This window comes from Streptacidiphilus sp. EB103A, from assembly GCF_041261405.1.
Classification (GTDB): domain Bacteria; phylum Actinomycetota; class Actinomycetes; order Streptomycetales; family Streptomycetaceae; genus Streptacidiphilus.
Window position 1 is genome coordinate 65,965 of sequence record NZ_JBGCAQ010000030.1, and the last position, 23,953, is coordinate 89,917.

Annotated in this window: 27 protein-coding genes; 10 read left to right on the forward strand and 17 right to left on the reverse strand. The window is 69.8% G+C overall.

What is annotated here, in order from left to right:
• Window positions 1-14: 14 nt before the first annotated feature.
• Complete coding sequence (locus tag ABH941_RS37020; protein ID WP_370135068.1) at window positions 15-1,370, reverse strand: ABC transporter substrate-binding protein; 1,356 nt, start codon at window positions 1,368-1,370, stop codon at window positions 15-17.
• A gap of 656 nt (window positions 1,371-2,026) precedes the next feature.
• On the opposite strand from ABH941_RS37020, the gene ABH941_RS37025 reads away from it, so the two are divergent.
• The 3 genes from ABH941_RS37025 to ABH941_RS37035 all read left to right on the forward strand — a co-directional run bounded on the left by ABH941_RS37025 (window position 2,027) and on the right by ABH941_RS37035 (window position 5,215).
• Window positions 2,027-2,590 carry a carboxymuconolactone decarboxylase family protein gene (locus tag ABH941_RS37025; RefSeq protein ID WP_370135071.1) on the forward strand — a complete coding sequence of 188 codons (564 nt, stop codon included), beginning with the start codon at window positions 2,027-2,029 and terminating at the stop codon, window positions 2,588-2,590.
• A 103-nt stretch (window positions 2,591-2,693) separates the two neighbouring features.
• A complete protein-coding gene (locus ABH941_RS37030) occupies window positions 2,694-3,980 on the forward strand; it encodes a neutral/alkaline non-lysosomal ceramidase N-terminal domain-containing protein (protein ID WP_370135073.1) in 1,287 nt (428 codons plus the stop codon).
• Window positions 3,977-5,215, forward strand: coding sequence for a hypothetical protein (locus ABH941_RS37035; protein WP_370135077.1), 1,239 nt, complete (start codon window positions 3,977-3,979; stop codon window positions 5,213-5,215). The genes ABH941_RS37030 and ABH941_RS37035 overlap by 4 nt, the downstream gene beginning before the upstream one ends.
• Here the strand turns inward: ABH941_RS37035 and ABH941_RS37040 are convergent.
• From ABH941_RS37040 to ABH941_RS37050, 3 genes are all read right to left on the reverse strand, one after another.
• The gene (locus ABH941_RS37040; RefSeq protein ID WP_370135079.1) at window positions 5,149-5,463 is read right to left on the reverse strand and encodes a hypothetical protein; all 315 of its coding nucleotides are present in this window, start codon (window positions 5,461-5,463) and stop codon (window positions 5,149-5,151) included. The two genes, ABH941_RS37035 and ABH941_RS37040, sit on opposite strands and share 67 nt — an antisense overlap.
• 258 nt (window positions 5,464-5,721) lie before the next feature.
• A complete protein-coding gene (locus tag ABH941_RS37045) occupies window positions 5,722-6,549 on the reverse strand; it encodes an SAM-dependent methyltransferase (RefSeq protein ID WP_370135082.1) in 828 nt (275 codons plus the stop codon).
• A 127-nt stretch (window positions 6,550-6,676) separates the two neighbouring features.
• Complete coding sequence (locus ABH941_RS37050; RefSeq protein WP_370135084.1) at window positions 6,677-7,246, reverse strand: ATP-binding protein; 570 nt, start codon at window positions 7,244-7,246, stop codon at window positions 6,677-6,679.
• 280 nt (window positions 7,247-7,526) lie between these two features.
• Between ABH941_RS37050 and ABH941_RS37055 the strand changes: the two genes are divergently transcribed.
• Together ABH941_RS37055 and ABH941_RS37060 are read left to right on the forward strand one after the other, a co-directional pair.
• Window positions 7,527-7,769 (forward strand): DUF397 domain-containing protein, encoded by a 243-nt coding sequence (locus ABH941_RS37055; RefSeq protein WP_370135086.1) that lies wholly within the window; start codon window positions 7,527-7,529, stop codon window positions 7,767-7,769.
• Between the two features lie 221 nt (window positions 7,770-7,990).
• Complete coding sequence (locus ABH941_RS37060; protein ID WP_370135089.1) at window positions 7,991-8,905, forward strand: helix-turn-helix domain-containing protein; 915 nt, start codon at window positions 7,991-7,993, stop codon at window positions 8,903-8,905.
• Here the strand turns inward: ABH941_RS37060 and ABH941_RS37065 are convergent.
• Window positions 8,883-9,107, reverse strand: a complete 225-nt coding sequence (locus ABH941_RS37065; protein ID WP_370135091.1) for a hypothetical protein — start codon at window positions 9,105-9,107, stop codon at window positions 8,883-8,885. The two genes, ABH941_RS37060 and ABH941_RS37065, sit on opposite strands and share 23 nt — an antisense overlap.
• A 457-nt stretch (window positions 9,108-9,564) precedes the next feature.
• Between ABH941_RS37065 and ABH941_RS37070 the strand changes: the two genes are divergently transcribed.
• Window positions 9,565-10,824, forward strand: coding sequence for an MFS transporter (locus tag ABH941_RS37070; RefSeq protein WP_370135094.1), 1,260 nt, complete (start codon window positions 9,565-9,567; stop codon window positions 10,822-10,824).
• Here the strand turns inward: ABH941_RS37070 and ABH941_RS37075 are convergent.
• On the reverse strand, window positions 10,815-12,365 hold the full coding sequence (locus ABH941_RS37075) for an MFS transporter (RefSeq protein WP_370135096.1): 1,551 nt from the start codon (window positions 12,363-12,365) through the stop codon (window positions 10,815-10,817). The genes ABH941_RS37070 and ABH941_RS37075 overlap by 10 nt on opposite strands.
• A gap of 97 nt (window positions 12,366-12,462) precedes the next feature.
• Here ABH941_RS37075 and ABH941_RS37080 point away from each other — a divergent pair, with 97 nt between their 5' ends.
• Together ABH941_RS37080 and ABH941_RS37085 are read left to right on the forward strand one after the other, a co-directional pair.
• A complete protein-coding gene (locus ABH941_RS37080) occupies window positions 12,463-13,203 on the forward strand; it encodes a TetR/AcrR family transcriptional regulator C-terminal domain-containing protein (RefSeq protein WP_370135098.1) in 741 nt (246 codons plus the stop codon).
• Entirely contained in the window at window positions 13,196-13,528 is a 333-nt protein-coding gene (locus ABH941_RS37085) for a DUF6204 family protein (protein WP_370135101.1), read from the forward strand. The genes ABH941_RS37080 and ABH941_RS37085 overlap by 8 nt, the downstream gene beginning before the upstream one ends.
• A 295-nt stretch (window positions 13,529-13,823) precedes the next feature.
• On the opposite strand, the gene ABH941_RS37090 is transcribed toward ABH941_RS37085, so the two are convergent.
• From ABH941_RS37090 to ABH941_RS37135, 10 genes are all read right to left on the reverse strand, one after another.
• Window positions 13,824-14,246 (reverse strand): NTF2 fold immunity protein, encoded by a 423-nt coding sequence (locus ABH941_RS37090; RefSeq protein WP_370135104.1) that lies wholly within the window; start codon window positions 14,244-14,246, stop codon window positions 13,824-13,826.
• A 46-nt stretch (window positions 14,247-14,292) separates the two neighbouring features.
• Entirely contained in the window at window positions 14,293-14,472 is a 180-nt protein-coding gene (locus ABH941_RS37095; RefSeq protein WP_370135107.1) for a hypothetical protein, read from the reverse strand.
• 295 nt (window positions 14,473-14,767) lie between these two features.
• On the reverse strand, window positions 14,768-15,574 hold the full coding sequence (locus tag ABH941_RS37100) for a TetR-like C-terminal domain-containing protein (protein ID WP_370135109.1): 807 nt from the start codon (window positions 15,572-15,574) through the stop codon (window positions 14,768-14,770).
• A 114-nt stretch (window positions 15,575-15,688) separates the two neighbouring features.
• The gene (locus ABH941_RS37105; protein WP_370135112.1) at window positions 15,689-15,826 is read right to left on the reverse strand and encodes a hypothetical protein; all 138 of its coding nucleotides are present in this window, start codon (window positions 15,824-15,826) and stop codon (window positions 15,689-15,691) included.
• A 9-nt stretch (window positions 15,827-15,835) separates the two neighbouring features.
• Complete coding sequence (locus ABH941_RS37110; RefSeq protein WP_370135115.1) at window positions 15,836-16,342, reverse strand: hypothetical protein; 507 nt, start codon at window positions 16,340-16,342, stop codon at window positions 15,836-15,838.
• Window positions 16,335-16,781 (reverse strand): hypothetical protein, encoded by a 447-nt coding sequence (locus tag ABH941_RS37115; protein ID WP_370135118.1) that lies wholly within the window; start codon window positions 16,779-16,781, stop codon window positions 16,335-16,337. Before ABH941_RS37115 ends, ABH941_RS37110 begins: the two co-directional genes overlap by 8 nt.
• Before the next feature lie 329 nt (window positions 16,782-17,110).
• On the reverse strand, window positions 17,111-17,422 hold the full coding sequence (locus ABH941_RS37120; RefSeq protein ID WP_370135121.1) for a TfoX/Sxy family protein: 312 nt from the start codon (window positions 17,420-17,422) through the stop codon (window positions 17,111-17,113).
• Window positions 17,419-17,763 (reverse strand): nuclear transport factor 2 family protein, encoded by a 345-nt coding sequence (locus ABH941_RS37125; protein WP_370135124.1) that lies wholly within the window; start codon window positions 17,761-17,763, stop codon window positions 17,419-17,421. Before ABH941_RS37125 ends, ABH941_RS37120 begins: the two co-directional genes overlap by 4 nt.
• Window positions 17,760-18,386: a TetR/AcrR family transcriptional regulator gene (locus tag ABH941_RS37130; protein WP_370135127.1), complete on the reverse strand. Its 627-nt coding sequence runs from the start codon at window positions 18,384-18,386 to the stop codon at window positions 17,760-17,762. The genes ABH941_RS37125 and ABH941_RS37130 overlap by 4 nt, the downstream gene beginning before the upstream one ends.
• Before the next feature lie 186 nt (window positions 18,387-18,572).
• Window positions 18,573-19,082 carry a transposase gene (locus ABH941_RS37135; protein ID WP_370135130.1) on the reverse strand — a complete coding sequence of 170 codons (510 nt, stop codon included), beginning with the start codon at window positions 19,080-19,082 and terminating at the stop codon, window positions 18,573-18,575.
• A gap of 758 nt (window positions 19,083-19,840) precedes the next feature.
• On the opposite strand from ABH941_RS37135, the gene ABH941_RS37140 reads away from it, so the two are divergent.
• Both ABH941_RS37140 and ABH941_RS37145 read left to right on the forward strand, forming a co-directional pair.
• On the forward strand, window positions 19,841-20,302 hold the full coding sequence (locus ABH941_RS37140) for an Lrp/AsnC family transcriptional regulator (RefSeq protein ID WP_370135133.1): 462 nt from the start codon (window positions 19,841-19,843) through the stop codon (window positions 20,300-20,302).
• A gap of 227 nt (window positions 20,303-20,529) precedes the next feature.
• Entirely contained in the window at window positions 20,530-23,427 is a 2,898-nt protein-coding gene (locus tag ABH941_RS37145) for a LuxR C-terminal-related transcriptional regulator (RefSeq protein ID WP_370135135.1), read from the forward strand.
• 64 nt (window positions 23,428-23,491) lie between these two features.
• Here the strand turns inward: ABH941_RS37145 and ABH941_RS37150 are convergent, their stop codons facing one another.
• Complete coding sequence (locus tag ABH941_RS37150) at window positions 23,492-23,926, reverse strand: hypothetical protein (RefSeq protein ID WP_370135138.1); 435 nt, start codon at window positions 23,924-23,926, stop codon at window positions 23,492-23,494.
• Window positions 23,927-23,953 lie beyond the last annotated feature (27 nt).

Below are 23,953 nucleotides of genomic sequence, written 5' to 3' on the forward strand. Positions count from 1 at the left end.
CGTGTTCGGGGAGGTCAGTTGCCGGCGGCGGCGGAGGCCTGGGTGTAATAGGCCTGGATCTTGTCGGCGACCGCCTGGGCGCTCTCCTGGCCGGCCAGCAGCTTGCCGGACTCGGGGCCGAAGTTGCCCGAGCCGGGGACCTGGGAGTTCCAGGTCAGGGTGGCGCCGCTCTTGTAGGCCTTGTCGACTTCCTGCATCAGGCCCTGCATCGTCGGGGTAGCCGTGCCGGACAGCGTCGGTATGGTGCCGGCTGCCTTGATGTAGGCCCCGTAGCCGGCGCCGGTGACGTAGTCGATGAACTGGATCGCGGCGCGCTCCTTGTTGGTGTCGCCGGTCCTGGGCACGTAGTAGGTGCCCAGCGGGCTGGGTGCGTAGCCGGCGACCGCGGAAGTGGCCGAGACGCCGGTGAAGCCGACGGCGGAGTCGACTGCGGCGGTGTCGCCGTTGGCGTCGGCGTCCAGCATCGGGATGCTGTCCGAGCCGTTGGCGACCATGGCGGCCTTGCCCGACAGCACCTCCTTCAGCGAGGTCTCCCAGGTGCCGGTGGCGGCGTCGGAGTTGAAGCAGCCGGCTGACTTGAGGGCGGAGTACGCCTGCAGCCCCGTGACCAACGGGCCGCTGGAGTCGTTGAGCCTGGCCTTGCCGGCCAGGATCGAGGAGGCGTAGGCATTTCCGGCGTTGTACTGGGCCACGTAGTCGAACGAGGAGAGCACCTGCTGGGGCCAGCCTGAGGCGCCCGCCTCGTAGAGCGGGGTCACGCCCGGGGCCTTGGCCTTGAGCACCGTGCAGTCGGCGGCCAGATCGGCGTAGGTCTTCGGGACCGACAGTCCGGCCTTGGCCAGGACCGATTTGTTGTAGAAGAGGCCGAACACGGTGGGCATGCCGATGGTTGCGGCGTACGTCTTGCCGCCGAGGCTGCCGGAGAGCGTCGCCAACTGCCCCTCCTTGGCGACGAACGCCATGCTGGACAGGTCGACCATGGTCTGCGACCCGTTGAGCGAGAGCAGGTCGGTGCGGTTGCCGTGCCACTCCAGGAGGTCGGGCCGGGCCCCGGTGGCCCACTTGGTCTGCACGGTGGTCGGGAAGGTGCTCGCCGGGATGTCCACCAGCTGGATGGTGTTGCCCGAGGCCTTCTCATAGGCCTTGTACAGGTCGAGGAGTGCCTGCGGGTCTGCGGTGTTGTGCCACAGCGTCAGTGTCACGCCGGTGACCGCGGTGCCGCCGAACAGCGAGCCGCTGTCACTCGCCGCGGTGCTGCCGCTGCCTGCGCTGCCCATGGTGTTGGAGCAGGCGGCGGTGAACACGGCGGTCGCGAGCGCCGTGGCGGCGACCGCGGCACGTCGGCGCTGGGTCTTTGAGGTGTACATCATTGTCAACTCGTCTCCTCGATCAATCGGTGGATGGTAATGGGCACGTTCGGGCAGTGACACGTCGGCCCTCCAGGGCTCATGACAGACGCCCTGGGGGTGGCGCGACGGTGGACGGCGTGCGGGACCGAAGGGGCGTCTGCGGCGGGCACCCGTCTACGGATGAGCGGTCCCCCGGCACGGGGAAGGCACGCCGAAGTGCCTCGCACGGGCCCTGCGGTGCTGCCCGACGGACCTGGTCTGGTGGCGCGGCGCTCACGGGTTCGTCGGCGGATACCCGGGCAAGCGGTCCGCGGCCAGGTGGGCCGGGTTGCGACGACCGTGCCACCCGCGGCGCAGGGGACGCAAGGTTCCGACTGCGCAAGATATGCCTGAACGGGGCGGCCAGGGGTGTCCCCGGAGCGTGTTCGGCCACCGGCCGCAGCCCGGACCCAGGCCTTAGTCCCTGCTCAGCGCCGGTGCTGCGAACCGCAAGGGCACCCGGGGAACGTGCGCACGGGCCGTGGCGGCACCTCATCGGGATCCGCTATGTCGAACATAGGGGAACGCCATTTCCCTCGGCGTACTCCCGCACCACATCCTGATGACCGTCGGCACGTGCGGTCCCCCAGCCCCCCCGGCGCCGATCGGCGCTCACGCAACGAACCCAGGAGAGCGTCTTGCGACTGAAACCCCTTGAGGAGCCGGCACCCAACGGCCACCAGGCGCCGCGCGCGCAGCTGTCGGCCCGGCCCGGCGGTGCCCAGGGGCCCTTCCAGGTCCTGCTGCGCAGCCCGGGGCTCGGCGTGCGCATGGAGGAACTGAGCAGCTACTGCATCAAGGAGTCCTCGCTGCCGCCGCGCCTGCGGGAGCTGGCCCTGCTGGAGGCGGCCCGGGCCTTCGAGGCCGGGCACTCCTGGAACGCGCATGTCGGCAAGGCCCAGGAGGCCGGGGTGGACGCCGAGGCGCTCTCCCGGTTCGCCCGCGGCGAAGAACCCGGCTTCGCGCGCGAGGACGAACAGTTGCTGCACCGCTTCGCACAGCAGCTGCTGCACGGCCACTGCGTCGACGACCAGCTCTACGACCGGGCCGCCGAGTACTTCGGCGAGCAGGCACTGGTGGACCTGGTCGGCTGCCTGGGCACTTTCACCGCACTGGCCATGCTGCTCAACGCCTTCGACATAGCCCTTCCACCGGACGCCGCACCTCCGTTCCCCGGCCCGGTCCGCGCCTCCTCGCACTGAGGCGCCACGCCCCCTCCCCCGGCCGAACCCACCGGCCCAGCCCGTTCCGACCACGTACAGAACCGGCTGCCCAGGCGGCAGCCGTCGCACCCAGGAGCCACCCTTGTCCACCAAGCCCGACCCGACCCCCGCCCGCGGCGGCAGCGCGGGCACCACCACCGGGGCCGCCCGACTGCGCGTCGGCGCGGCCAGGACGGACATCACCCCGCAGGACCTGACCGGTCTGCACCCCATGGGCCGGCCCTTCGAGCGGGTCCACGACCCGATCCACCTGCGCGCCCTGGTGGCCGACGACGGAACCACCGAAGTGGCCCTGATCAGCCTGGACCTGGTCGAGGCCGGCGACATGACCCCGGTGCGCCGACGCATCGAGGCGGAGCTGGGCATCCCCTTCGACCACATCGTCATCACCGCCACCCACACCCACAGCGCCCCACGCATCGGCGACGTCAGCCCGGGCGCCCTCGCCCACGCCGGCTCGCAGCAGTCCCTGGCCTACACCGCCACGGTCTACGACGCGATGCTCGAAACGCTGCGCACCGCCCGCGCCTCGGCCCGCCCGGCCACGGTCGGCACGGCGACCGGCAGCGCCGACGTCAACATCAACCGCGAGGTGTACTCCGACGGCGAGTGGATCCTTGGCTTCAATCCGGAAGGCCCCTGCGACAAGGCGGTGCGGGTAGTGCGCTTCGACGGGCTCGACGGTCGGCCGATCGCACTCGTGGTCAACTACTCCGTCCACCCCACCGTCGTGCTCGGCACCGGCGAGGTCAGCGCCGACCTCGCCGGTGCCGCCTGCCGCCATGTCGAGGACCACTTCGACGAGCAGGCCGTCTGCCTGTGGACGCCGGGGACCATCGGCGACCAGGCACCCCGCGTCGACCTGGGCCTGCCCTTCGGAGCGGCACCGGACGCGCGGCAGGCCGAACGCGCCTACCGCGCCATGGAGGCCCAGGGCCTGATGGTCGGTGCGGAGGCGGTCCGGGTCGCCGAAGGCATCACCCGCGGCTCCTCCACAGCCCCGATCAGCGCCGGCCAGCGAACGGTCCACCTGCCGTGCAAGGCCGGGGTGGACGTCATGGCGAGCATGCGCCAGCAGCGGACCGAGACCGTGCCGCTGCGCCTGGCGCTGATCCGGATCGGCGACATCGCACTCGCGGGTGTGTCCGGCGAGGTGGTCACCGAGATCGGCGAACGGCTGCGCGAGGCCTCGCCCTTGGCGGACACACTGCTGGTCTCCATCGCCAACGACCGCATCGGCTACATCGCGGACGACGCCCGCTTCGACCGACCCGTGCACTCGGTGCGCGGATGCCCGATCGTGCGCGGACACGCCGAGGACACCATCGTCGGCGGCATCCTCGCCCTGCTAGAGGAGAGCACGCGGTGACCTGCCCGACCGCCGCAGCGGTCCTGCGCGCCGGAGCCGGCCGCTCACCGATCGCCATCCCTGCCGAGGCACTGCCCCTCGATGGCTTCCACACCGTCCACGATCCGCTGTCGGCCCGAGTGCTGGCGCTCGACGACGGCACCACCCGGGTCGCACTCGCCGTGGTCGACCAGACCTCGGTCTTCGAGGACCAGCTGGCCCGCCTGCTCACGCTGCTGCACCAGGCCACGGGCGCACCGTACGAACACTGCCTGGTGGTGGCCAGCCACACCTTCTCCGCACCCCACGTCTTCCCTCCCGACCGGCTGACCGGCGTCGAGGCCGAACGCAACGCCCTGCTCAGCCGCGCCGTCGACGATGCCGTACAGCGGGCCGCCGAGGACGCGGTGAAAGGCCTGCGCCCGGCGCGGCTGGGCACCGGTGACGGGGTGTGCCGGGTGAACGTCAACCGGGACGTCCGCACCCCCGAAGGCTGGTGGCTGGGCTCCGACGACGGCGGCCCGAGCGACCACACCGTCGCCGTCCTGCGCATCGACGACGAGCACGGTCGCCCGATCGCCCTCCTGATGAACTACGCGGTCCAGTCCTCGGTGATGCAGTCTCCGGCGGCGCACAGCCCCACCCGCGAGGTCAGCGCAGACCTGGCCGGGGCCGCCTGCCGCGAGATGGAGGAGCACCTGCGCGAAGACGGCGCGGTCGCTCTGTTCCTGCCCGGCGCCGCCGGAGACCAGGCGCCCTACCTGACCACCAGCGACCCGGCCGCCGCCCGGGTACTGCTCGCGGCGCTGGGATCGCGACTGGCGCAGGAAGCCCTGCGCACTGCCGACGCCATCACCACCGGCAGCCTGAGCCGACCACTGGGCGTGGTCAGCGAACAGATCACAGTCGAGGCACAGGTCCCACCACCGGAACTGCACGCCCTGTGCCCGACCCGCAGCTACCCGTACCGCTCGGACGGGCGCACCCACGCCGTCATCACCCTGCTGCGCATCGGCGACCTGGCGATCGCAGGCCTGCAGGCGGAGTTGGGCGTGCGCACCGGGCTGGCCGTCAAGGCTGCCTCCACGGCACCGGTGACCTGGATCGCCACCATGGTCAACGGCGGGGCGAAGTACATGGCCGACACCGACAGCTACGACCGGTGCACCTACGAGGCGATGAACTCCCGCTACGCCCGGGGCACCGCCGAGGCCGTGGCGGCCCGGTTGGCGAAACTGCTGGGCAGGTCGGCCTGACAGGCAGGAACTCTGCCAGGCGCACGGGCCGCAATGTACCCCTGGGGGTACATGAGTGCACAGCAGCGGGTACCGGCCCGGCGGCAGGCGGCGACCATGTCGGCGGTGTAGAACTTGCTGTCCGCGCGCACCAGGCGGATCCCCATGCCGCCGGCCTCCTGTGCGATGGCGAGGGCCTCGCCGACGAAGCTTTCCGCGCCGCGGACGTCGGCGGCCTTGCGACGGAGCAGGCGCACGGCACCGTTCACGGGCCGGGCGATCGGGTCGAGAGGGCGGCCAGGAAACGCACCCCGATCTCCGGCCGCCCGTGCGGCATGATCATCGACCGTGCTGCTCGGCAACGGTCGCAGGCCGGTTGATCTGCACGGACGGCATTCTCGGCAGGGGCAACGCTCCCTTCATCCGTTCACCGGCCCCGAGTATCTGCTGCCCTGGCCCCAAGGCACTCACCGACAGAGCCACCGTCCTGCGGGGGCGGCACTTTCCGCAGGCTCGGATCATGAGGGTCAGGGCTTGCGGGCGACTGCGCAGTAGGCGTCTACGATCGGGGGTTCGCCGAACGGGTTGGGTTCGGGGCGCCAGCGGGAGGCCGAGACCACGCCGGGCTCCAGGAGGTCAAGCCCCTGGAAGTAGCCGGCGATCTGTGCGGGGCTGCGGTTGAAGTAGGTGGCGACACCTCCCTCGTTGTGGCGGTCGGTGGCCTGAACCCGCTCCGTGCTGGTGTCGGTGCCGTCGTTGACGACCAGGTAGCTGCCCGAAGGCACGGCGTCCACCAGCCGCTTCACGATCGCCTGCGCCTGCTCGTAGTCCGGCACGTTGCCCAGGATGCCCAGCATCACCAGTGCCACCGGCTGGGTGAAGTCCAGGGTCTTGGCCGCCTCGGCCAGGATCGTGTCGGGGTCGCGCACGTCGGCGTCGATGTAGGCGGTGGCGCCCTCGGGGCTGCTGGTCAGCAGGGCGCGGGCGTGCACCAATACCAGGGGGTCGTTGTCGGCGTAGACGATCCGCGACTGCGGGGCGATGGCCTGGGCGACCTCGTGGGTGTTGTCGGCGGTGGGCAGGCCGGTGCCGATGTCCAGGAACTGGCGGACGCCCGCCTCGGCGGCCAGGTAGGCGACCACCCGGGCCAGCAGCGCCCGCGAGGCGCGGGCGACGTCGACAATGCCCGGGAACACCGCCATGACCTGCTCGGCGGCCTGCCGGTCGGCCGCGTAGTTGTCCTTGCCGCCCAGCCAGTAGTTCCACATCCGGGCCGAGTGCGGGATCGTGACGTCGAGCTCCGGCGGGGACCCCTTGGGGTCGATCGAGGGGAAGTCCCGCTCCTGGCTGCTCATATACGCTCCCGCTGGTGCTGGTGTGCGGCGCGCACGCGCCACCGGATCCGTCCGTGGTGCGCGGCTGCGCGGCGTGTCCTGGTTGATCGTAGTGCCCGCAGCAGTGGGGCGGTTGCTTGATTCGTGGTCACGAGGCGCTGCGCAGGGGGCAGTTGTGGAATCGTGCCCAGACGACCTTGCCGCCGCCGGTGCGCCGTGTCCATCCCCAGGCATCGCTGAGGCCGGCTATCACGTGCAGGCCGCGCCCGGATTCCGCGAGGCAGTCGGGTTGCTTGACCTGGGGGGCGTGATCGCTGGAGTCGGAGACCGCGCAGAGCACGTGTGAGTGCTGTGCCCAGGTCCCGAGCCAGAGTGTGGGCGGCGAGGTGTATGCCGCGCAGGGGTCCTGGCCGTAGCGCAGTGCGTTGCTCGCGAGTTCCGACGCCGTCATGGCCACGTCGTCGACCAGGTCGTCCAATGCCCACTGGTGCAGTGTGGTGCGGGTGAAGTCCCGTGCGGTAGAGGACGATGGGGGCCCGATCGGTAACGCGAGCGCGGAGCGCCGGTCGACAGTGGAGCGGTCCAGGCGTGGAGGGCCGGGGCAGCACTCCTGCCGCGCATCCTGCGGTCCGGTTCTGCCCGCGGCCTGGGGCACCCAGTCCCAGACCGTGTCGGCCTTTGGGAACCGGAGCAGTCGGGCGGCTGGGTCTACGGGCATCGCACTCCTTGGGCTCCACGGCGAACGCGTGCGCACACCTCGCTTGCTCTTGAGCATCGTGCTCCACTTCCCACAGCAACTGCAAGTGCATCTGTAACTGCAGATGCAATTTCATATGATCATGCTAGGCTCTGGCGCCGGGCCCTGCGGACCTGGACACCGCCCTGGGTCCCGACCGCAGGTGACCTCGCAGGAACGGTCCACGGGGCCCGCGGAGAAGCCGGGTTGATGAGCCGGGCGCAGTCCGCCGGGCCGCCGGCTTCACCATTGAGAGGCGCAGATGCAGCACGTCAGCAACGGCATGCCGGCCACCGAGCTGGAGGGGGTCGCCTGGCGCAAGAGCCGGCGCAGCAACCCGAGCGGGAACTGCGTGGAACTGGCTGAACTCCCGGACGGCAGCATCGCCGTCCGCAACTCCCGCCACCCCGGCGGCCCGGCGCTGATCTACACGCGTGCCGAGATCGCCGCGTTCGTCCACGGCGCGCGGGACGGTGACTTCGACGCCTTCCTCGCGGGCCGGTGAACCGGGTCGACCCCGGCGGCCGCACCGACGGCATCCACCCGTCCGCTGCAGGGCCCTGGCTTCGGCGACTCGGGCAACCGCCGCAAGCGGGGGCCATCGACTGCTAAAGTTTTACGTCCAGCCCTGAGCACCGCAGCTCTGAGGACCGGTCGGCCCAGTGGCCGTACGGCGACCATGGATACGAAGGCGACGGGCCGCAGGCAGCCCCAGGGGGACCAGGCATGATCGCACCTCAAGCGGACCGCGACCCGGCCCCCGCGGTTCTCCGCGCCCGCGAATCGAGCGGCCCCACGGTCCAGCGCATCGTTCTGGGCGCCCAGCTGCGGCGCCTGCGTGAGGCACGCCACATCACCCGCGAAGCAGCCGGTGCGGTGATCCGCGCCTCCGACGCCAAGATCTGCCGCCTCGAGCTGGGCCGGACCGGCTTCAAGGAACGCGACGTCGCCGACCTGCTCACCACCTACGGCGTCGACGACGCCGCAGTGCGCGAGGAATTCCTGCAACTGGCGCGGCAGGCCAACACGCCCGGCTGGTGGCGCCAGTACGGCGACATCCTCTCCCCGTGGTTCGAAACGCACCTGGGCCTGGAGGAAGCCGCCTCCCTCATCCGCACCTACGAAGTCCAGTTCATCCCCGGCCTCCTACAGACCGCCGACTACGCCGAGGCAGTCACCCGACTCGGCTTCCCGAACGCCTCCAAGGAGGAGACCAGGCGCCGCGTGGCCCTGCGGATGACACGGCAGGAACACCTCGCCCGACCCGACGCCCCCAAACTGTGGGCCGTCATCGACGAGGCAGCCCTGCGCCGGCCCCTGGGCGGCCGCGCGGTCATGCGCGCCCAGCTCGAACACCTCATCCAAGCCTGCGCCCTGCCCAACGTCACGCTCCAGATCCTGCCGTTCCACGTCGGCGGCCACGCCGCGGCAGGCGGCCCGGTCACCATCCTGCGCTTCCCCGTGCCGGACCTGCCCGACATCGTCTACCTCGAACAACTCTCCAGCGCCCTCTACCTGGACAAACGCACCGACGTCGACACCTACATGTCCGTCATGGACCGCATCAGCCTGGTGGCAGCACCGATCGCCGACACCGTGGCACTCCTCGAGAAAATCATCAAGGAGACGTCAACCCCCTGACCATGAACCGCCCAGCACGCACCCCGAGCAGACGCCGACTGAGTTCGCCGAAGCGGTCGGGCCCGAACGCCGCGCGCATAAGGGCGCGGGTCCCGCACTCGACGACGGCCACCAGGCGCATCAGCGGGTAGCCGAAGGTGCGGACACATTGCTTCCTGCTCTGCGAGGTCAGGGCGTAGTTGCCGAGGAGCGATGAAGCCATCCTGCCAGCCGGGCCGCTCAGACGCGCAGCAGCCGGCGAGGATGCCGCACCCCACCGCCGCCGAGGCTCCAAGGGATCCCCTCGCCGGGCAACGAGTGCACGGACTGTGCCAAGAGGGTGCGCCGTCGGGCAAGCCGATCCACTGGGCCTTCCTAGGCTGAACGTCAACGGGCGCCGAAGGCGATCGACCAGGACGTCGAACTGGCACGCCCGACCGGCGACGGTCCCGGCCCCGCGGCGAAGGCCGGCTCCAGCCCGGAGCGCACGTGCCTCAGGAGGTAGCCACGGCCACCCAACCCACCCCCACACCGGCAACCGCTCCTGCCCCGGTCGGCCCCACGCTGCGAAGCTCCCGCGAGGGCGTTCCGGGCTGGCTCGTGGCGCTGCTCGCCCTCTCCACCGGCATGACGGTCGCGAACCTGTACTACGCCCAGCCCCTGCTCTCCACCCGGCCCGGGTGTTCCAGGTCAGCACCACCACGGCCGGGGCGCTGGTGACAGTCACCCAGATCGACTACGTGCTCGGCATGTTGTTCCTGGTGCCGCGGGGCGACCGCGTCGAGAAGCGGCGTCTGGTGGCGTTGCTGCTCGCCGTCACCAGCCTCGCCATGGCCGTCGCCAGCGCGGCGACCGGCTTCCCGATCCTTCTGCTCGCCTCGCTGGTCAGCGGTGCCACCTCGGTCGTCGCCCAGATCCTGGTTCCCTTCGCTGCGAGCCTGGCACCCGACCATGCCCGTGGCCGGATCGTCGGCCGGGTGATGGCCGGGCTGCTCACCGGCATCCTGCTCTCCCGCACCCTCCGCAGCCTGGCGGCGGGCGCCGCGGGATGGCGGGTCGTCTACCTCGGTTCGGCCGTCCTGACGGCGCTGCTCGCGCTCGCCCTGCACCTCGCCCTGCCGCAGCACGCACCCACCACCGACCTGTCGTACCATCACGTGCTGCGCTCCACCGTGCGCCTGGTCCACACACACCCCGCGCTGCTGCGGCGCGGGCTGTACCAAGCGGCGGTCTTCGGATCCTTCAGTGCTTTCTGGACCACGCTCTCCTTCCTGCTCACCGGCCCTGCGTTCGGCTACCCGGCATCCGGTGTCGGCCTCTTCGCACTGGTCGGAGCCGGAGGCGTGGCCGTGGCACCGTTGGTGGGCCGCTGGGCCGTCCGCGGTCTGGGCCGCCCGATGACCGTGGCAGCGCTCCTGCTCGGGGCCCTCGCGGCCTTGCCGGCCGGCTTCGGCGGGCACAACATCGCGCTCCTCGCCCTCGCCGCGATCCTGCTCGACGTCGCCGTCCAAACCACGCTGATCCTGGGCCAGCACGTCGTATATCAGCTCGATCCCAGCGCCCACGCCCGCCTGAACAGCGTCTTCATCGCCATCTTCTTAGCCGGCGGTGCGCTCGGGTCGCAGCTCGGCACGCTCGCCTACCGCGCCGGGGGCTGGTGGGCGGTCACCGTGCTCGGCGCGTCCCTGCCGCTCCTGGCACTGCTCAATTGGGCGACCGAGCACCCCTACGCCACCCCTCGCGGCAGCGGCGATCCGGCCGCGCGGCCGTTCGTCGGTTCGTCCGCAGCGCTCAGCACGATCCTGGCCCGTAGTACCTGGCGGACCTGCCCGGATGCGGATGCGGCGGTCCGCTCCGGCCACCTGCGGGTGGCCTCGTCCAGCACCACGGCCACCGCCGTCGCCCGCCCCATCCCCCGCTTGTCCTCCTCTTACTGGTAGGCCGGTTCGTCTTGCTGTGTCGGTTCGCCGGCGGGCGCGGTGGCCTGGCCCGGTGCCGAGCGGAGGAGGACAGCTACGAGCACAGCTGCGGTGGCCATGGCCGCGCCGCCGCAGCGCAGTGCCAGATGGAGCCCTTCGATGAACGCGGTGTTCACGGCGTCATGGACGGGTGCGGGCAGGACCAGGGTTGTGTCTGCTCCCGTGCCGGCGACCGAGTCGGCGATGTTGTGGCGGGTGCCGGGGGGAACGTCGAGCCGATCGAGCGATCCGGTCAATGTGGCGGCCAGGCGGCTGGTGAGGACGGCTCCCAGGGCTGCGACGCCGACGACACCGCCGATCTCGCGCAGCATGTTGAGGGTCGCAGAGGCCATACCGGCCTGGGTGAGAGGGACGCGCTGCATGACCATGATGGACACCGGCGTGAAGGTCATCCCCATGCCGATTCCCATCGTGAGCAACACCCACAGGTATTGCGGGTAGCGGGCGTGCTCACTGTAGAAGGAGAGGCCGCCGAGAGCCACGGCACACAGGGCCAGGCCGGTCACCAAAAGTATCCGGGGACCGTAGCGCGCGGTGAGTGTGCCGGACAGCGGCGCGGCGACAACGATCATCGCGGTCATGGGCAGCCCTGCCACCCCCGCGTTCGACGGTGCCCAGCCCAACACATCCTGCATGAGCAACGGCAAGAAGAACGACGCACCGAAGACGCCGAAGCTGACCATGAATCCGCTCAACGCGGTCCCGCTGAGCACCGGGTCCCGGAAGAAGCTCAGGTCGAGCATGGGGTCCGTGGTGCGGAGTTCGACCGCGACGAAGGTCAGCAGGGCTACTGCCGCCGCCGCTGCGAGGGCCAGGACGCGGGTGTCGGTCCAGCCGCGGGCCGGTCCTTCGCTGAGTGCGTAGACCAGGGCGCCGAAGCCCAGCGCAGAGAGCGACTGGCCGGGAAGGTCCACTCGCCGGGCCCGGCCTGCGAACTCCGGGAGTTCCCGGGCGGCAAGCACCAGCCCTGCCGCTCCGATCGGAACGTTGATCCAGAACACGCTGGCCCATCCGAACGCGTCCACCATCGGCCCGCCCAGGACCGGGCCGATCGCCAGGCCCACGGCGGAGACGCCGGACCAGAGCCCGACAGCCCGGGCCCGCTCCTTCTCGTCGGTGAAGACGTGCCGCAGAATCGACAGACTGCCCGGCGTGAGCAGTGCCGCGCCGAGTCCTTGCAGCATCCGTGCGGCAATCAGCAGGCCGATCGACCCGGACAGTGCCGCGGCCGCCGATCCTGCCGTGAACAGCGCCAGTCCGCTGAGGAAGATCCGTTTGCGGCCGTACCGGTCGCCGAGCGTGCCGCCGGTGAGCAGGAGGGCGGCATAGACCAGGCTGTAGCCCTCGACCACCCACTGCAGTCCGCTGACACCGCTGTGCAACTGCTGCCCGATGCGGGGCAGGGCGATGTTGACGATGACGTTGTCGAGCATCGCCATGAACATCGTGGCGCACAGGGCGGCAAGCACGAGCCTCTTGCGCCGGGGGGTCAACTCCTCCATCACACTCCCTAACGGTGTTAGTTGGTTGTCCAGCGCCGATAGACTGCCCCTAACGGTGTTAGATTGCAATCTGGTTTTCTTTCGACGGAGGTGGCCGGTGGCAGACGACAGCGCAGCCGAGAGCCCTGCACAGCCGGGACTGACCCGTCAGACGCTCCTCGCAGCGGCTCTGCGGGTGCTGGAACGCGAGGGCATCGCCGGGCTGTCGATGCGCAAGGTCGCCGCCGAACTGGGAGTGAAAGCAGCCTCCCTGTACTGGCACGTCCGCAACAAGGAACAACTGCTGGACCTGCTCACCGACGAGCTCATGGCCGACGCTGAGCCGCCACCCAGACAGGGCGACTGGCGGGAGCAGCTCCGCGAGTACTCGCTGCGCTACCGGCGGCACCTGCTGGCCAAGCGCGACTCCGCCAAGGTCGTGGCAGGGCGGCTCGCACTCGGCCCGAACCTGCTGCGTCTCATGGAGGATCAGTTGGACCGGCTGCGGGAAGCCGGATTCTCCGACGCCGATGCCGCCCTGGCCAACTACCTTCTCGGTGCCTTCGTCCAGGGCTTCGTGCTCCAGGAACAGGCGCCCATCTCCGCATCCGAGACCGAGGGCGCCAGCCGTTCCGAGGTCGCCCAGGTGGCGGCCGACCGACTGCGCGGACTGCCGGAAGCGACCTACCCGAACCTCGTCGCCCTGGCCGGCGACCTCACCGCCCCGTCCATGGAGGACCGCTTCGCCTTCGGTCTCGAACGTCTCCTCGACGGACTGGCAGCCCTGCTCGCCGAGAACCACGCACACCCGACAGCTGAACCCGCCCCCCTTGAACGGAAGCCCCCGACACATGAATGACCGCACCTACCGCGTCATCGTCCGCGGCACGTTCGCCGACCTCGACCAGGCTCAACGTGCCGCACTCATCGAGACCGCCGCCGAACACGACATCCTCAATGCCACGTTGACCGACGAGGGAACCCTCATCTACGAGCTGCCGCCACGCAACTTCACGTTCCGCTGCGTCGTCCGGCAACCCGCCGACGCCGATGACGCCGCGGCAGTCCAACGGGCCTGCGACAGGGCAGCTTCCGACCTGGCCAACCGCGGAATCCGCCACAGCACGCTGCGCGGCACCGCAACCAGCCTCGACGACATGAAAATCCGGCGCCCCCGACGCTGACCGACCTCTGTCTCATCCTCTCGCGGTCACGGCTCGCCACCCGGTCAGGAGTGTGATCTGGCAGGCGGTGATCACGACAGGCACCGGATGCGGGGCAGCGCGCTTTGCGTGCCAAAGAGTCCTGCGGAGCCGATGCAGCACCATCTGCGTGTGCGTCGAGCCGCGACCCCCACGAGGACAACAGGCTGCCTCGCCAGCACAACGGCCGCCTGTACCTCGACCCGGCCGCCTGACTCACCGACACCTCAACGAAATAACGCGGCGCTGCACTAGCACGCGCCTGTCCGGCCGGGCGTTAGAGATCCAGCCACCGCTTCCATTTGCCCGTCAGGGCGACGTCGACCTCCTTGAACGCGGCCTTCCACGCGCCGCCCTCGCGCACCATGGCGTACCGGGCCTCGCCGCCGATCAGTCCCTCCGGCACGTACACCCAGCACTTCCTCGGCGTCTCCTGCTCGACGCGGAGGATCGGCTCCTCGAAATCCGGCGGCGTGCCGAAGCACAGCAGGTCGTAGCGCGACTGATGCCGAGCCAGCGCCTTTTTCGCCAGATATCTGTTGAACACCGCTTTCACTGCTGCCAGTTGCTCAGCGTACGTGGTGTCGCGCCGACAGGACTCCATCCACTCCTCCCACCGGCGCATCTCGTCGAAGAAGTTCTGCGCAGCCGCTCTGGCGCCTGCTGCGCCCTGATCGTTCTGCCGGTCGTCCTGCGACATTCGCTCCGCCTCTCGCGAGCAACAACGGGACCGGCCGGCCGGGCCGTCAGCTCCAATCGAACGTCAACAGGGCCAGCCGGTCGACGGGTTCGAAGAACAACATGATCCAGTCGGCGCCACTGCTCCGGTAATGCCAGCCAGGCACCGCTGCCACGAACTCGAAGCGGCGGCCGGCCGGGCCGATCGGCCAGGCGCGGTCGCCATCGTAGTCGACCGGGAACAGCACCGTGGCCGCGACCTACGCGACGATCACCAAGTCCTGGGGCGACGGCGGCTACTGTCATGCTGGTCAGGTCCGTCCTTGCCGCTTGTCCGAGCCGAGGGCGGCACGCGCCGGTCGGGCGGGTGGACAAGACAGTGACGGGGCTCCTGGACCAAGCTCCTGAAGTCACAAGCGCCCGTCCGGCCGCGTGCGTGATGGTGCCGCTGATGAGCCGACAAATCCCAAACAGGACAGTCCGAGACGTCAGTCAGAGGGCGAGTCAGGCTCATCAGCAGAACCACCAGTCACATCATCACTGTCAGAGGGCGAGGCCGTTCCAGACTGCGCGCACGCCGTCGAGGTAGATGCCCTCCCAGTCCGACGCGATGGACCAGCCGGGCAGCTCGGTGCGGTCTCGATGGGTCAGCTCGATGCTCACCATGCCGTGCATTGCCGTCCAGAGCAGGTACGCGCCGCGCTCGGGAGTCGCCTGTGCGTCGGCCTGCGCGACTGCGGCGGCCAGCACCCCGAAGGTGCTCTCCAAGGCTCGCGCCCGGAGGTCCGGGCCGGGGTCGAACTTGGGCACCGCCTGCTCGAACATGAACGCGTAGCGTGTGGGGCCTTGGAGCGCGAAGATACGGTAGGCCAGGGCCAGGGCGCGTACGTCCATGGAGGCGTCCCCGGTGACGGGCACCGCGCCGAAGGCGTCCCGCAGCAGATAGCGCAACCAAGGTGACGCTGACCGGGCCCGTCGTGGCCCGTGCGGGTCATGGAGCGGCTGTGGGGGGAGTTCCTCGATCACGTCCCAGGTGTAGTACCCGGCAATGGGATCCTGGCGCTGGTCTACGAGATGGATCCGGTCGACGGTGACGTCGACGCGTTCGGGACGCAGGGCCCGCAGCGCGCGGTTCAGCCGGTGGTCCTCGAACGCCTCCGTGACGTAGCAGAGCGTCGAATGCGCCCAGAACCGCGATTCGGCAGGACGCATGGCGAGCCCGGGAACGCTGCTGGTCGCCGCCCGTGCGCGCCGGTTCAGCTCGGCCATGCCGGTCTCGGGGTAGGCGGCGACAGTGACTGCGGTGATCCCGGGCCACGTCGGGCCCCACTGGACGGTAAAGGGCCGCATGATCCGCAGCTCCCTACGGCCAGCAGCCCGCAACAGGTCGATCTGCCGGGGCGTGGCGCGCTGGTGGATGCCCTGGACCGTGGAGTGCAGCCACCGCTCCGGGACGATGCCGAGCTACGGATACCGGCCGAACAGCTCGTGGTGGGCGCGGGCGTAGACACAGAACTGCGGACGATCGCCCAGCTGGACCAGGAAGTGGGGGTAAGGGCCGCCACCCGGCCAGAGCTTCCCGTCGCTGAAGAACGTCTCCATGCCGATCCCTTACTGCGCAGCAGTCGAGCAGCCCGCGGTCGCGCGAACGTCGGGTCCAGGCGCAGCCCGGCCGCGTAGCCCCGGCAATGCTGGCCTGGTAGAGCTGGGCCAGCAGGACCAGATGGGCCAGGGCGCAGGCCTGAATCCATTCCTCCGTGCTGGAGGCGCGGAGCACGGAGGTGTCTCGGTCTCGTTGAGTGCCTCCCAGACCTCGGGGTCCTGCCGGGTCTTCAGCCGATCCCGCAGGGGCACGGTGGTCTGGTCGTCGGGGTTCAAACGAGCGGCCAGGTCCGCCAGGTCCAGCCGCATCCAGTGCTCGGCAGGCAACGGCCCGGTGGTGGCGGTGTCGTAGAGCAGCAGCCACAGCGCCGGACCCACCGTGCGGGTGTCTGGTCCGGTCTCGGGATGGTGGACCAGGCGGTCGTACAGCGTGCCGTCGTTCGCGATGGCCCAGCCCAGCAGTCCCCAGGTGAAGTGGGCCCAGCGCGAGGACAGCGGCGCGGTGGGGTCACGCACCACCAGGTCGGGCAGCCGTCCAGCAGTACCCAGGCGCGGTGTCCGGGGCCTCGGTCACGGGCAGGTCCTCGCCGCCGGCGCCGGGGGCCTCGGCGTCGGGCAGCAGCCACAGCCACACGCCACTGGCGGTCTGCGGGATCAGCACCGGGGCGGCGATCGGAACGCCGCCGTGCCGGGCCAGGGCGTGGAGCTGGGGGACCGCTGCGGTCCGCACGCCGATGTCGGTCCAGGCGTGGCCCTGGTCGCAGATCACCGTCGCGTCCCTCGGGCCGGTGCGCAGCAGCAGGTCGGTGCCGCCCTGGCACCACGGGCAGCGCACTGGACGGTCCTGCCTCTGGCCGGTCACCGGGTGCATGACCTGCACCTGCAGGCCGCCCGGAACCCGGACGCCCAGGTCACCGGGATCCAGCGAGTCGATCCGCTTCACGGCCTGTCCCATCGCTCCCCCTTGTCGCGCTGTCCGATTACGCCCCGACCCTACCCACGCTGACATCTGGCCACTGCGGACCCGGCGATCTGCTCCGACCGGGGACGGCCTGGTCATCCGTCGCCCAGGGTGTTCACGAATAGGCCTGGCCAGCAGCGGTTCGAGCCGTTGTAGATCGCTTCCCAAGTCCGTGATGATCGCTTCCCGAACTCAGACCTACCTTCGCGTTTCCGTCGCCGCCGTTCCCGGCCCTGCCCCACCGGGCGGACGGGCCGCTTGCAGCGACCGGGGGCGGAGTTCTGAGCGGTGTGCCGTCGGTGCGGCGGTTGGGGCTCGGCTGATCAGCGGAGTGCCGTGCGGGCCAGGGAGCGCAGTCCGTCCTGATCGTCCATCGCCTCTGCCGGAGCGCTGTAGTAGGTGTGCACCACCACCTGGCGGCCCGCGGCGTGGTAGGTGAACGGCGTGGACCCGGCCCTCTCGTAGAAGGAGCGGGCCGCGCTGTCGACGCGGAGGTAGAGGGTGTCCATCACGATCGCGAACTGCCTGCCGTGGCTGCGCAGTGCCCAGCCGCCGAAGTAGCGGTGGATGGTGACCTCGCCGAGCGGCGCCAGTTGATCGGCGACATGCTCGGCGAGGCTGCGAGATCCGCTCACGCGGAGAAGAACCCGGTGATGTCGGCGAGTCGGCCGTCGCGGTGGAGCGCGGTGCTCACGCCCGCCATGGCGGGTTGGTCCTGCTCGCCGAGCTGGGTCCACCGTGCGAGCGAGCGGTCGTGGTGGTCGAGTACCTCGTCTATACGGAACCGGTGGCCGGGGAAGGCTCCTGCGAATCCGGTCATGTAGGCGGCCAGCTCGGTCAGCCCGCCGACCTCCGTGCCCGGGTCCCGGTAGGCGACGTCTTCGACCGCCACCGCGCGAAGGGCGGCGAGCCGCTCGTCGGGGTCGGCCGACCAGCACGCGGCATAGTTCGTCCAGAGCTGCTGTGAGTCACTCATCGCTGTCCGTCTTTCTCGGGGCCGATCGACGCCATCGCGCCATCGGTGATGGTGTGCAGTTTCGTGAGGGGCGTGCCGGCCCTGACCAGCACCAGCAGACCCTGATAGAGCGCCAGCAGCCGGGCTGCCGACACCTCGACGTCCAGATCCGCCGACAGCAGGCCCAGCGCGCGGGCCCGCGTCAGCGCGTCTGCGAAGCCGGACTCGATCGCGTCCAGCCCTCGGCGTACTCCGGCGGCGGCCTGCGGAACGGTGAAGGACTCCACGGCGGTGTTGGTGAGCAGACAGCCCGGATCGGGATCGAGGCCGGTCTCGAACGCTGAGGTGAAGAACGACCGGATGCCGGCCACGGGGTCCATCGGCTCAAGGAGATGGACCCGGACCCGGCCCTGCACCACCTGGTCGTTGTAAGCGTCCAGGGCGGCGCGGAACAGGCCGTCCTTACTTTCGAAGACCCGGTACAGGCTGCCCGGGTGCAGCCCGGTCGCCTCCTCGATGTCCCGCAGCGAGGCGCCGAGGTAACCCCGGTGGCGGAAGAGTCGCATAGCAGAGGCCAGGACCTCTGCCCGGCCCCAGAGCCGTCTGCGGCCCACCGGCACCTCCATAGTTGAACGATCGCTCACAAAAAGCACACCACCCCGACCAGCCGCTCCCGTGCAACTCCACCAGCACCGCCACCGCCCCGGCGACGACCGCCTGCAGACCCGAAAACCACGAGATCCCGCCCGATCACTTGGATCGGACGGGATCTCGTCAACCATTCCCGAGCTCTCTAGAAAATGACCCGCACCGGTGAACTGTGCTGCAGGTCAGGCGGTTTCGTGGCGGGGCTGTGTGGTGACTTCGTAGCCGAGTTTGGAGAGTTCGGCCAGGAGTCGGTGGGCTCGGCGTTCGGCGTTGATCCGGGCGGTGAAGTGGTCTGGGCCCAGGTCCTGGTAGGGGATGTCGTGGGCGAGCATGTGCCAGATCGCGACGAGGATGGAGTGGCCGACAGCGACCAGGGCCCGTTTCTTGCCCCGGTGGGGGACCAGGCGCCGGTACTGCGCGTTGAGGTAGGTGTTCTTGCTTCGGGAGGCACTGCTGGCGGCCATGCCCAGGGCTCCCTTGAGCCAGCTGTCGCCGTGCCGGGTTCGTCCGGGCTTGGACTTGCCGGCGGACTCGTAGTTGCCCGGGCACATCCCCGCCCAGGACGCCAGGTGTCCCGCGGTGCGGAAGCGGCCCATGTCCGCGCCGACCTCGGCGAGGATCACCGCGGCGAGGGTCTGGCTGATCCCGGCGATGGTGCACAGCAGTTCCACCTGGCGGCGGTAGGGCTGCAACTGCCGGTCGATCTCCTGGCTCAGGTGCGCGATCTCCGAGCGGGTCGCGTCGATCTGGTCGAGCTGGCGGGGCAGTCCTATGCGCTCACGGCGGAGTTGGCGACGGCCAGGTGCTTGACCATCACCGCGTACAGCGGGGAGTCGGCGAAGAGCTGGCGGTTGCCAGTGCTGCTGGTGGACACCACCCACCCCGCGTCCAGGCCCTGTACGAGTCGTGGGGATACCAGAAGGTCCAGTCCAGGCGAACAGCATCCGAAGGGTGCCGTGCGATGAGCTACCCGGCTCGGCTCAATCGGTCGATGTTTGAGCGCCGGTGGCGGTTGGCGCAGCGTCGGCCACGTCTAGTGGTCCTGCCCAGTCAATCCCGCGGGTGATCGTCAAACTCAGCCCCCAGCTTTTCGTGTTCGCCCAGCATGTGCGCCTGCGCAGGGGCACGCCGCGACGCAGTCCGGGCTCAAGGAGGTCCAGTCGACATGCTTCCGGTGTACAGGGACACCGCCGGATCCGCCGATCACAGCTGGGCGGCGCACCGTGGGACTCCCACCGGGTCGCCCACCCGGGGGTCATCTCCCGTGGATCACATCCAGTCTCGGGCGCGAAGCAGCAGCAGATCGCGACCAGGGCGCTGCACCGTTGTTACGTTCGCATGATCGCGTGTCTATCCTCAGGCAGGACCCGGTTGTCTGTGTCGGAGAAGCAGTCAGCCTGACCAGCTATCGGACCCCTCTGATCTGATCCGTGGAGCGCAAGGTGATCATGTGACGGCCCGCATCGATTTGGACGCAGTCGACAGGACACTGATCCGGCGACTGCAAGAAGACGGCAGGACTTCGTACACCGACCTCGGCAGGGAGGTGGGACTGTCCGCTCCGGCGGTCCGGACCCGGGTGCAGCGGCTGATGGAGAGCGGGGTGCTGCAGATCGCCGCCGTGACCGATCCGCTGGCCTTGGGCCTGCCCGTCATGGCGCTGCTCGGCATCAAGGTCGACCGCAACCCGCGGGAGATCACGGACGCCCTCGGTCACATCGACAGCGTGATCTACCTCGTGGCCACAGCGGGCTCCTTCGACCTGTTCGCCGAAGTCGTGTGCCGCACGATGGACGAGTTGTCCGCGGTGATCAACGACCGTATCCGGACGATCCCTGGGGTGCGGGGGGTGGAGTCGTTCCCCTACTTCGGCATCCACGTCCACCGCTTCACCTGGGATGTGCCGGAATGAGCGGCTCACCCATCATTTTGTGTTTGGAATCAGAAGTTAAAATCAAGTTACGCTTCAGAAGCTCAAGTCTCCTCTGCGGCTCCGCTTCAGCGTGACGGGTACAGTGCAAGCTGTTGCCGCCTCCGGACCGCCGGAGCACCGGACGTCTTCGACCTGCATTCGGGTCTGCCGGCGGGATCCGCCCGCGACGGAACATACGTCTCGGGGCGCGGCCAGGAGGGGTGCGCATGTTCATTCCAGCTTTTCAGGGGACCCATGACCTGCTGGTCGGGCGGGAGGCCGAAACCACGGGGTTCATCGGGGTGATGGAAGCAATGGGCTCCGGACACGGCGCTGTCCTGGAGATCGCCGGGGATCCGGGCATCGGCAAGACCCGCCTGATCAGCGTGCTGGCAGAACTGGCCGGGGGATGCGGGGTCCAGGTGGCCCGGGCCCATGCCGTACGCGGGAACACCACTGCCTATCAGGTGTTCCGCGACGCCTGGGGAGACCGGCCGGGCCTGAGCGTGTCGGCAGCGGACGACGAAGCGGTCTTCCGCGCGATCCGCTCCCGGTTGGCGGAATGGGCCGCCGACGGCGGAGGGGGCATGCTGCTGTTGGACGACGTCCACCTGTGCGACCCTGCCTCTGCCGAATTGGCCGCACGGCTGGTCCGAACCCCCGTACCCGGACCCTTAATCCTCGCTCTGGCACACCAGCCCCGACGGACCGACCCCGTACTACTGGAGGCGCTGGACCACGGCGTACGGACCGGAAGCGTGGTCCGTATCGACCCCGAACCGCTGGACACCGAAGCGGTGACCGTCCTGCTCGATCACTGGCGCGTCCCGGTGGCTGCCGCCGCCGTTCGCGAGCCTCTCAGCTCTTCCGAGCTCGCCGAGCAGTTGCGCGCCGCGTCCGAGGGAAACCCGCGCCACCTGCGCATTCTTCTAGCCGGGGGCTGGGAGCCCGAGCTCTGGCCGGACCGCCCCGGATCCGACACGGACGGGCTGCTTCGCGAGGCCGTGGCCCTGACTGCGGAGCTCGACGCGCTGACGCCGGATGCGGCTACGGCAGCGCACACAGCTGCCGTACTCGGCGACCCGTTCCGCCCCGAGGACGTCGCGGAGGTTTCCGGGCACAATCTCGACCAGACCCTCGACGCGCTGAACGACCTCGTACGAGCCGACGTGGTGCGTCCCGTCACGTCGAGCGGGCGCTTCACCTTCCGACACCCGCTGCTGCGCCACGTCGCCCACGATCGCGCCGGGATATCGGACCGCCTGACCGCCCATCAGCGAGCGCTGGGCCTACTCGCGGCCCGTGGGGCCTCCGTCGTACAACAGGCACGGCATGCCGAGCACCTCGTCGGCACGGACGCGCCGGCTGCCGTCATCCTGCTGGCCCAGGGCGCGACAGGAGTCCTCCCGGACGCTCCGGCGACTGCGGTCCGCTGGCTTCGCCTGGCCCTGGACGCCCTGCCGAGTGGCGACCGCCCGACCCCTGAACGGGCTGCCCTGATGATCGACTGCTCTCGCGCCCTGAGCGCGGCCGGGAGACTCGAGGCCGCCCGGACCATGGCCCACGAAGTCCTGCGCGACCACACGTATCTGACAGAGGACCTGCGCCTGAAGGCGTACGCCGCCCGCGCGGCCGCAGAACGCCAACTCGGCCGATTCGCTGAGGCCGAGGCTTCCGCGCGAACCGCCCTGCACGCGCTGCCGCGACCGCTGCCCGCAGCCGCTGCCGAGCTCGCCTTCGAATACGGAAGCCTGCACGTGTTCTGGGGCACCTACCGGCAGGCGCGCACGCTGGTACGCGAAGTCGCGGCGGCGACTGCCGCAAGGGACGAGACCGGCACCAGCGGAGAGGTCAACGCCACGGCCGTCGCATCTGTGCGCGTCCTGTCCGCGTTCGGCGACAGCTACCTCGGCGACATGACCGCCGCGATTCCCGCGCTCCTCGACTGCACCCAACTCGTCGACGGCCTGCCGGATGCCGCAGCCGCACGCACCCCCGAACTCCTTGCCATGCTCGGCTGTACCGAGCTGTTCACCGAGCAGCACCCCGCCGCATCGCGGCACTTCCGCCGCGGTCTGACCCTCGCACAGGCTGGCGGACCGCAGCAGATGGTGCCGCACTGCCTGCTGGGCCTGTCCTACATCGATCAGGAGGCCGGCCGGCTGAACGAGGCCGAGCAATGGGCGCTGGAGGCGGAGCGTGTCGCCCGGGCCACCGGTGCGGACGACGGAATCAGCATGAGCAAAGCGATGAGAGTCGGCGCGATGGTCTGGGCGCGAAGCCGGGGCGACTCCGCCGCGGTCGTCGCACTCGCCGAGGAGAGCGCACGCACCGCACAGCCCGGCTGGTGGGCAGGGTCCGCAGCCATGCAGCTGGCCATGGTGCGACTGATCAGCGGAGACGCCCCCGGCTGCACCGAAGCTCTGCTCGAGGGAGGCGGAGGCGAGGACCTGCACCTGTTCCAGCCCAACTACCACCCGATGCTACTGGCCATGCTGTCCACGGCTGCACTGTTCACCGGCGATGCCGACGCGGCCCGGCGCTGGGCCCGCGACGGTGACTCCACCGCCGAGCGACTGGGGCTTCCTGTCCAGCAGGCGCATGTCGACCGCGCTCAAGCCATCCTGCACATGGCCGACGGTGAGCACGCCCTGGCGGCCAAACTGTTCGAACAGGCCGCTCTCGGCTTCCGGCGCGGTGGAAGGCCGATCCACCATGCCTGGACGCTGGTTGTGGGCGCGTCCTCAGTCGAAAGTGCACTCGGCCCGGAGACCGCCGCCAACTGGCTGGCCTCAGCTGTGAACCTGGCCGACATCCACGGAGCCGTGCGGGTCCATGAGGACGCTGTCGCGGCACAGGATCTGCTGGCAGCGAGCGCCACCTCCGAGAGCACAGTCACGGAATCCCCACAGCTTGGCGTCACCGACTTGCTCACCGAGCGGGAGCGCCAGATCGCCGCCCTGGTCACGACCGGCAAGCGCAGCCGCGATGTCGCGGAACAACTGTTCCTCAGCAAACGCACCGTGGATGCCCACCTCGCGCGGATCTACCGCAAACTCAACGTCTCCTCCCGCACGGCCCTGACCAGCCTCCTCCTCAGCGCCAATGACGCCGACTCGGCCTGATCACTCCGATGCGCAATCCACTGCCCCGCTAGTCTCGGCACCGGTGGGCGTAGCAGCGAGCTCACTACGGCCCTCCGGAGAGCAACCTGTCCGGGTTCGGGTGCTCCGGGAACTGCACCTGGCCTCCGGCAGTGTCCAACTGGAGTGCCCGGGAGGGTGACTGGAACACCGGCGGTCGGGCGGAAAGGATGAACCGGACCCCTTCGTCGAAGACAGTGAAGACAAACATCTCTCCGGCTGCAAGGGAACGAAGCACACTCGCGTGCCCGGGAGCGTCATAGAGCCAGCAGTGGACGGGAAGTGCCGCCATCTCCGCGACCTGGTCGGCCACATCGGAGGCCCGCTCCAAGAGCCAGCCCAAGGCGAGTTCGGGAGTCCTGGCCGCGTACCCGCCCAGCCGGAACGCCCGGCCGTGGTCGGCCGGGTAGGCGACCGCCTCGCACCAGAAGACGGCTACCGCAAGCTGCTCCCGCTCGAGGCACGGGTCGAACGTCGACAACACAGACAATCCTTATCGTTCCTAGAG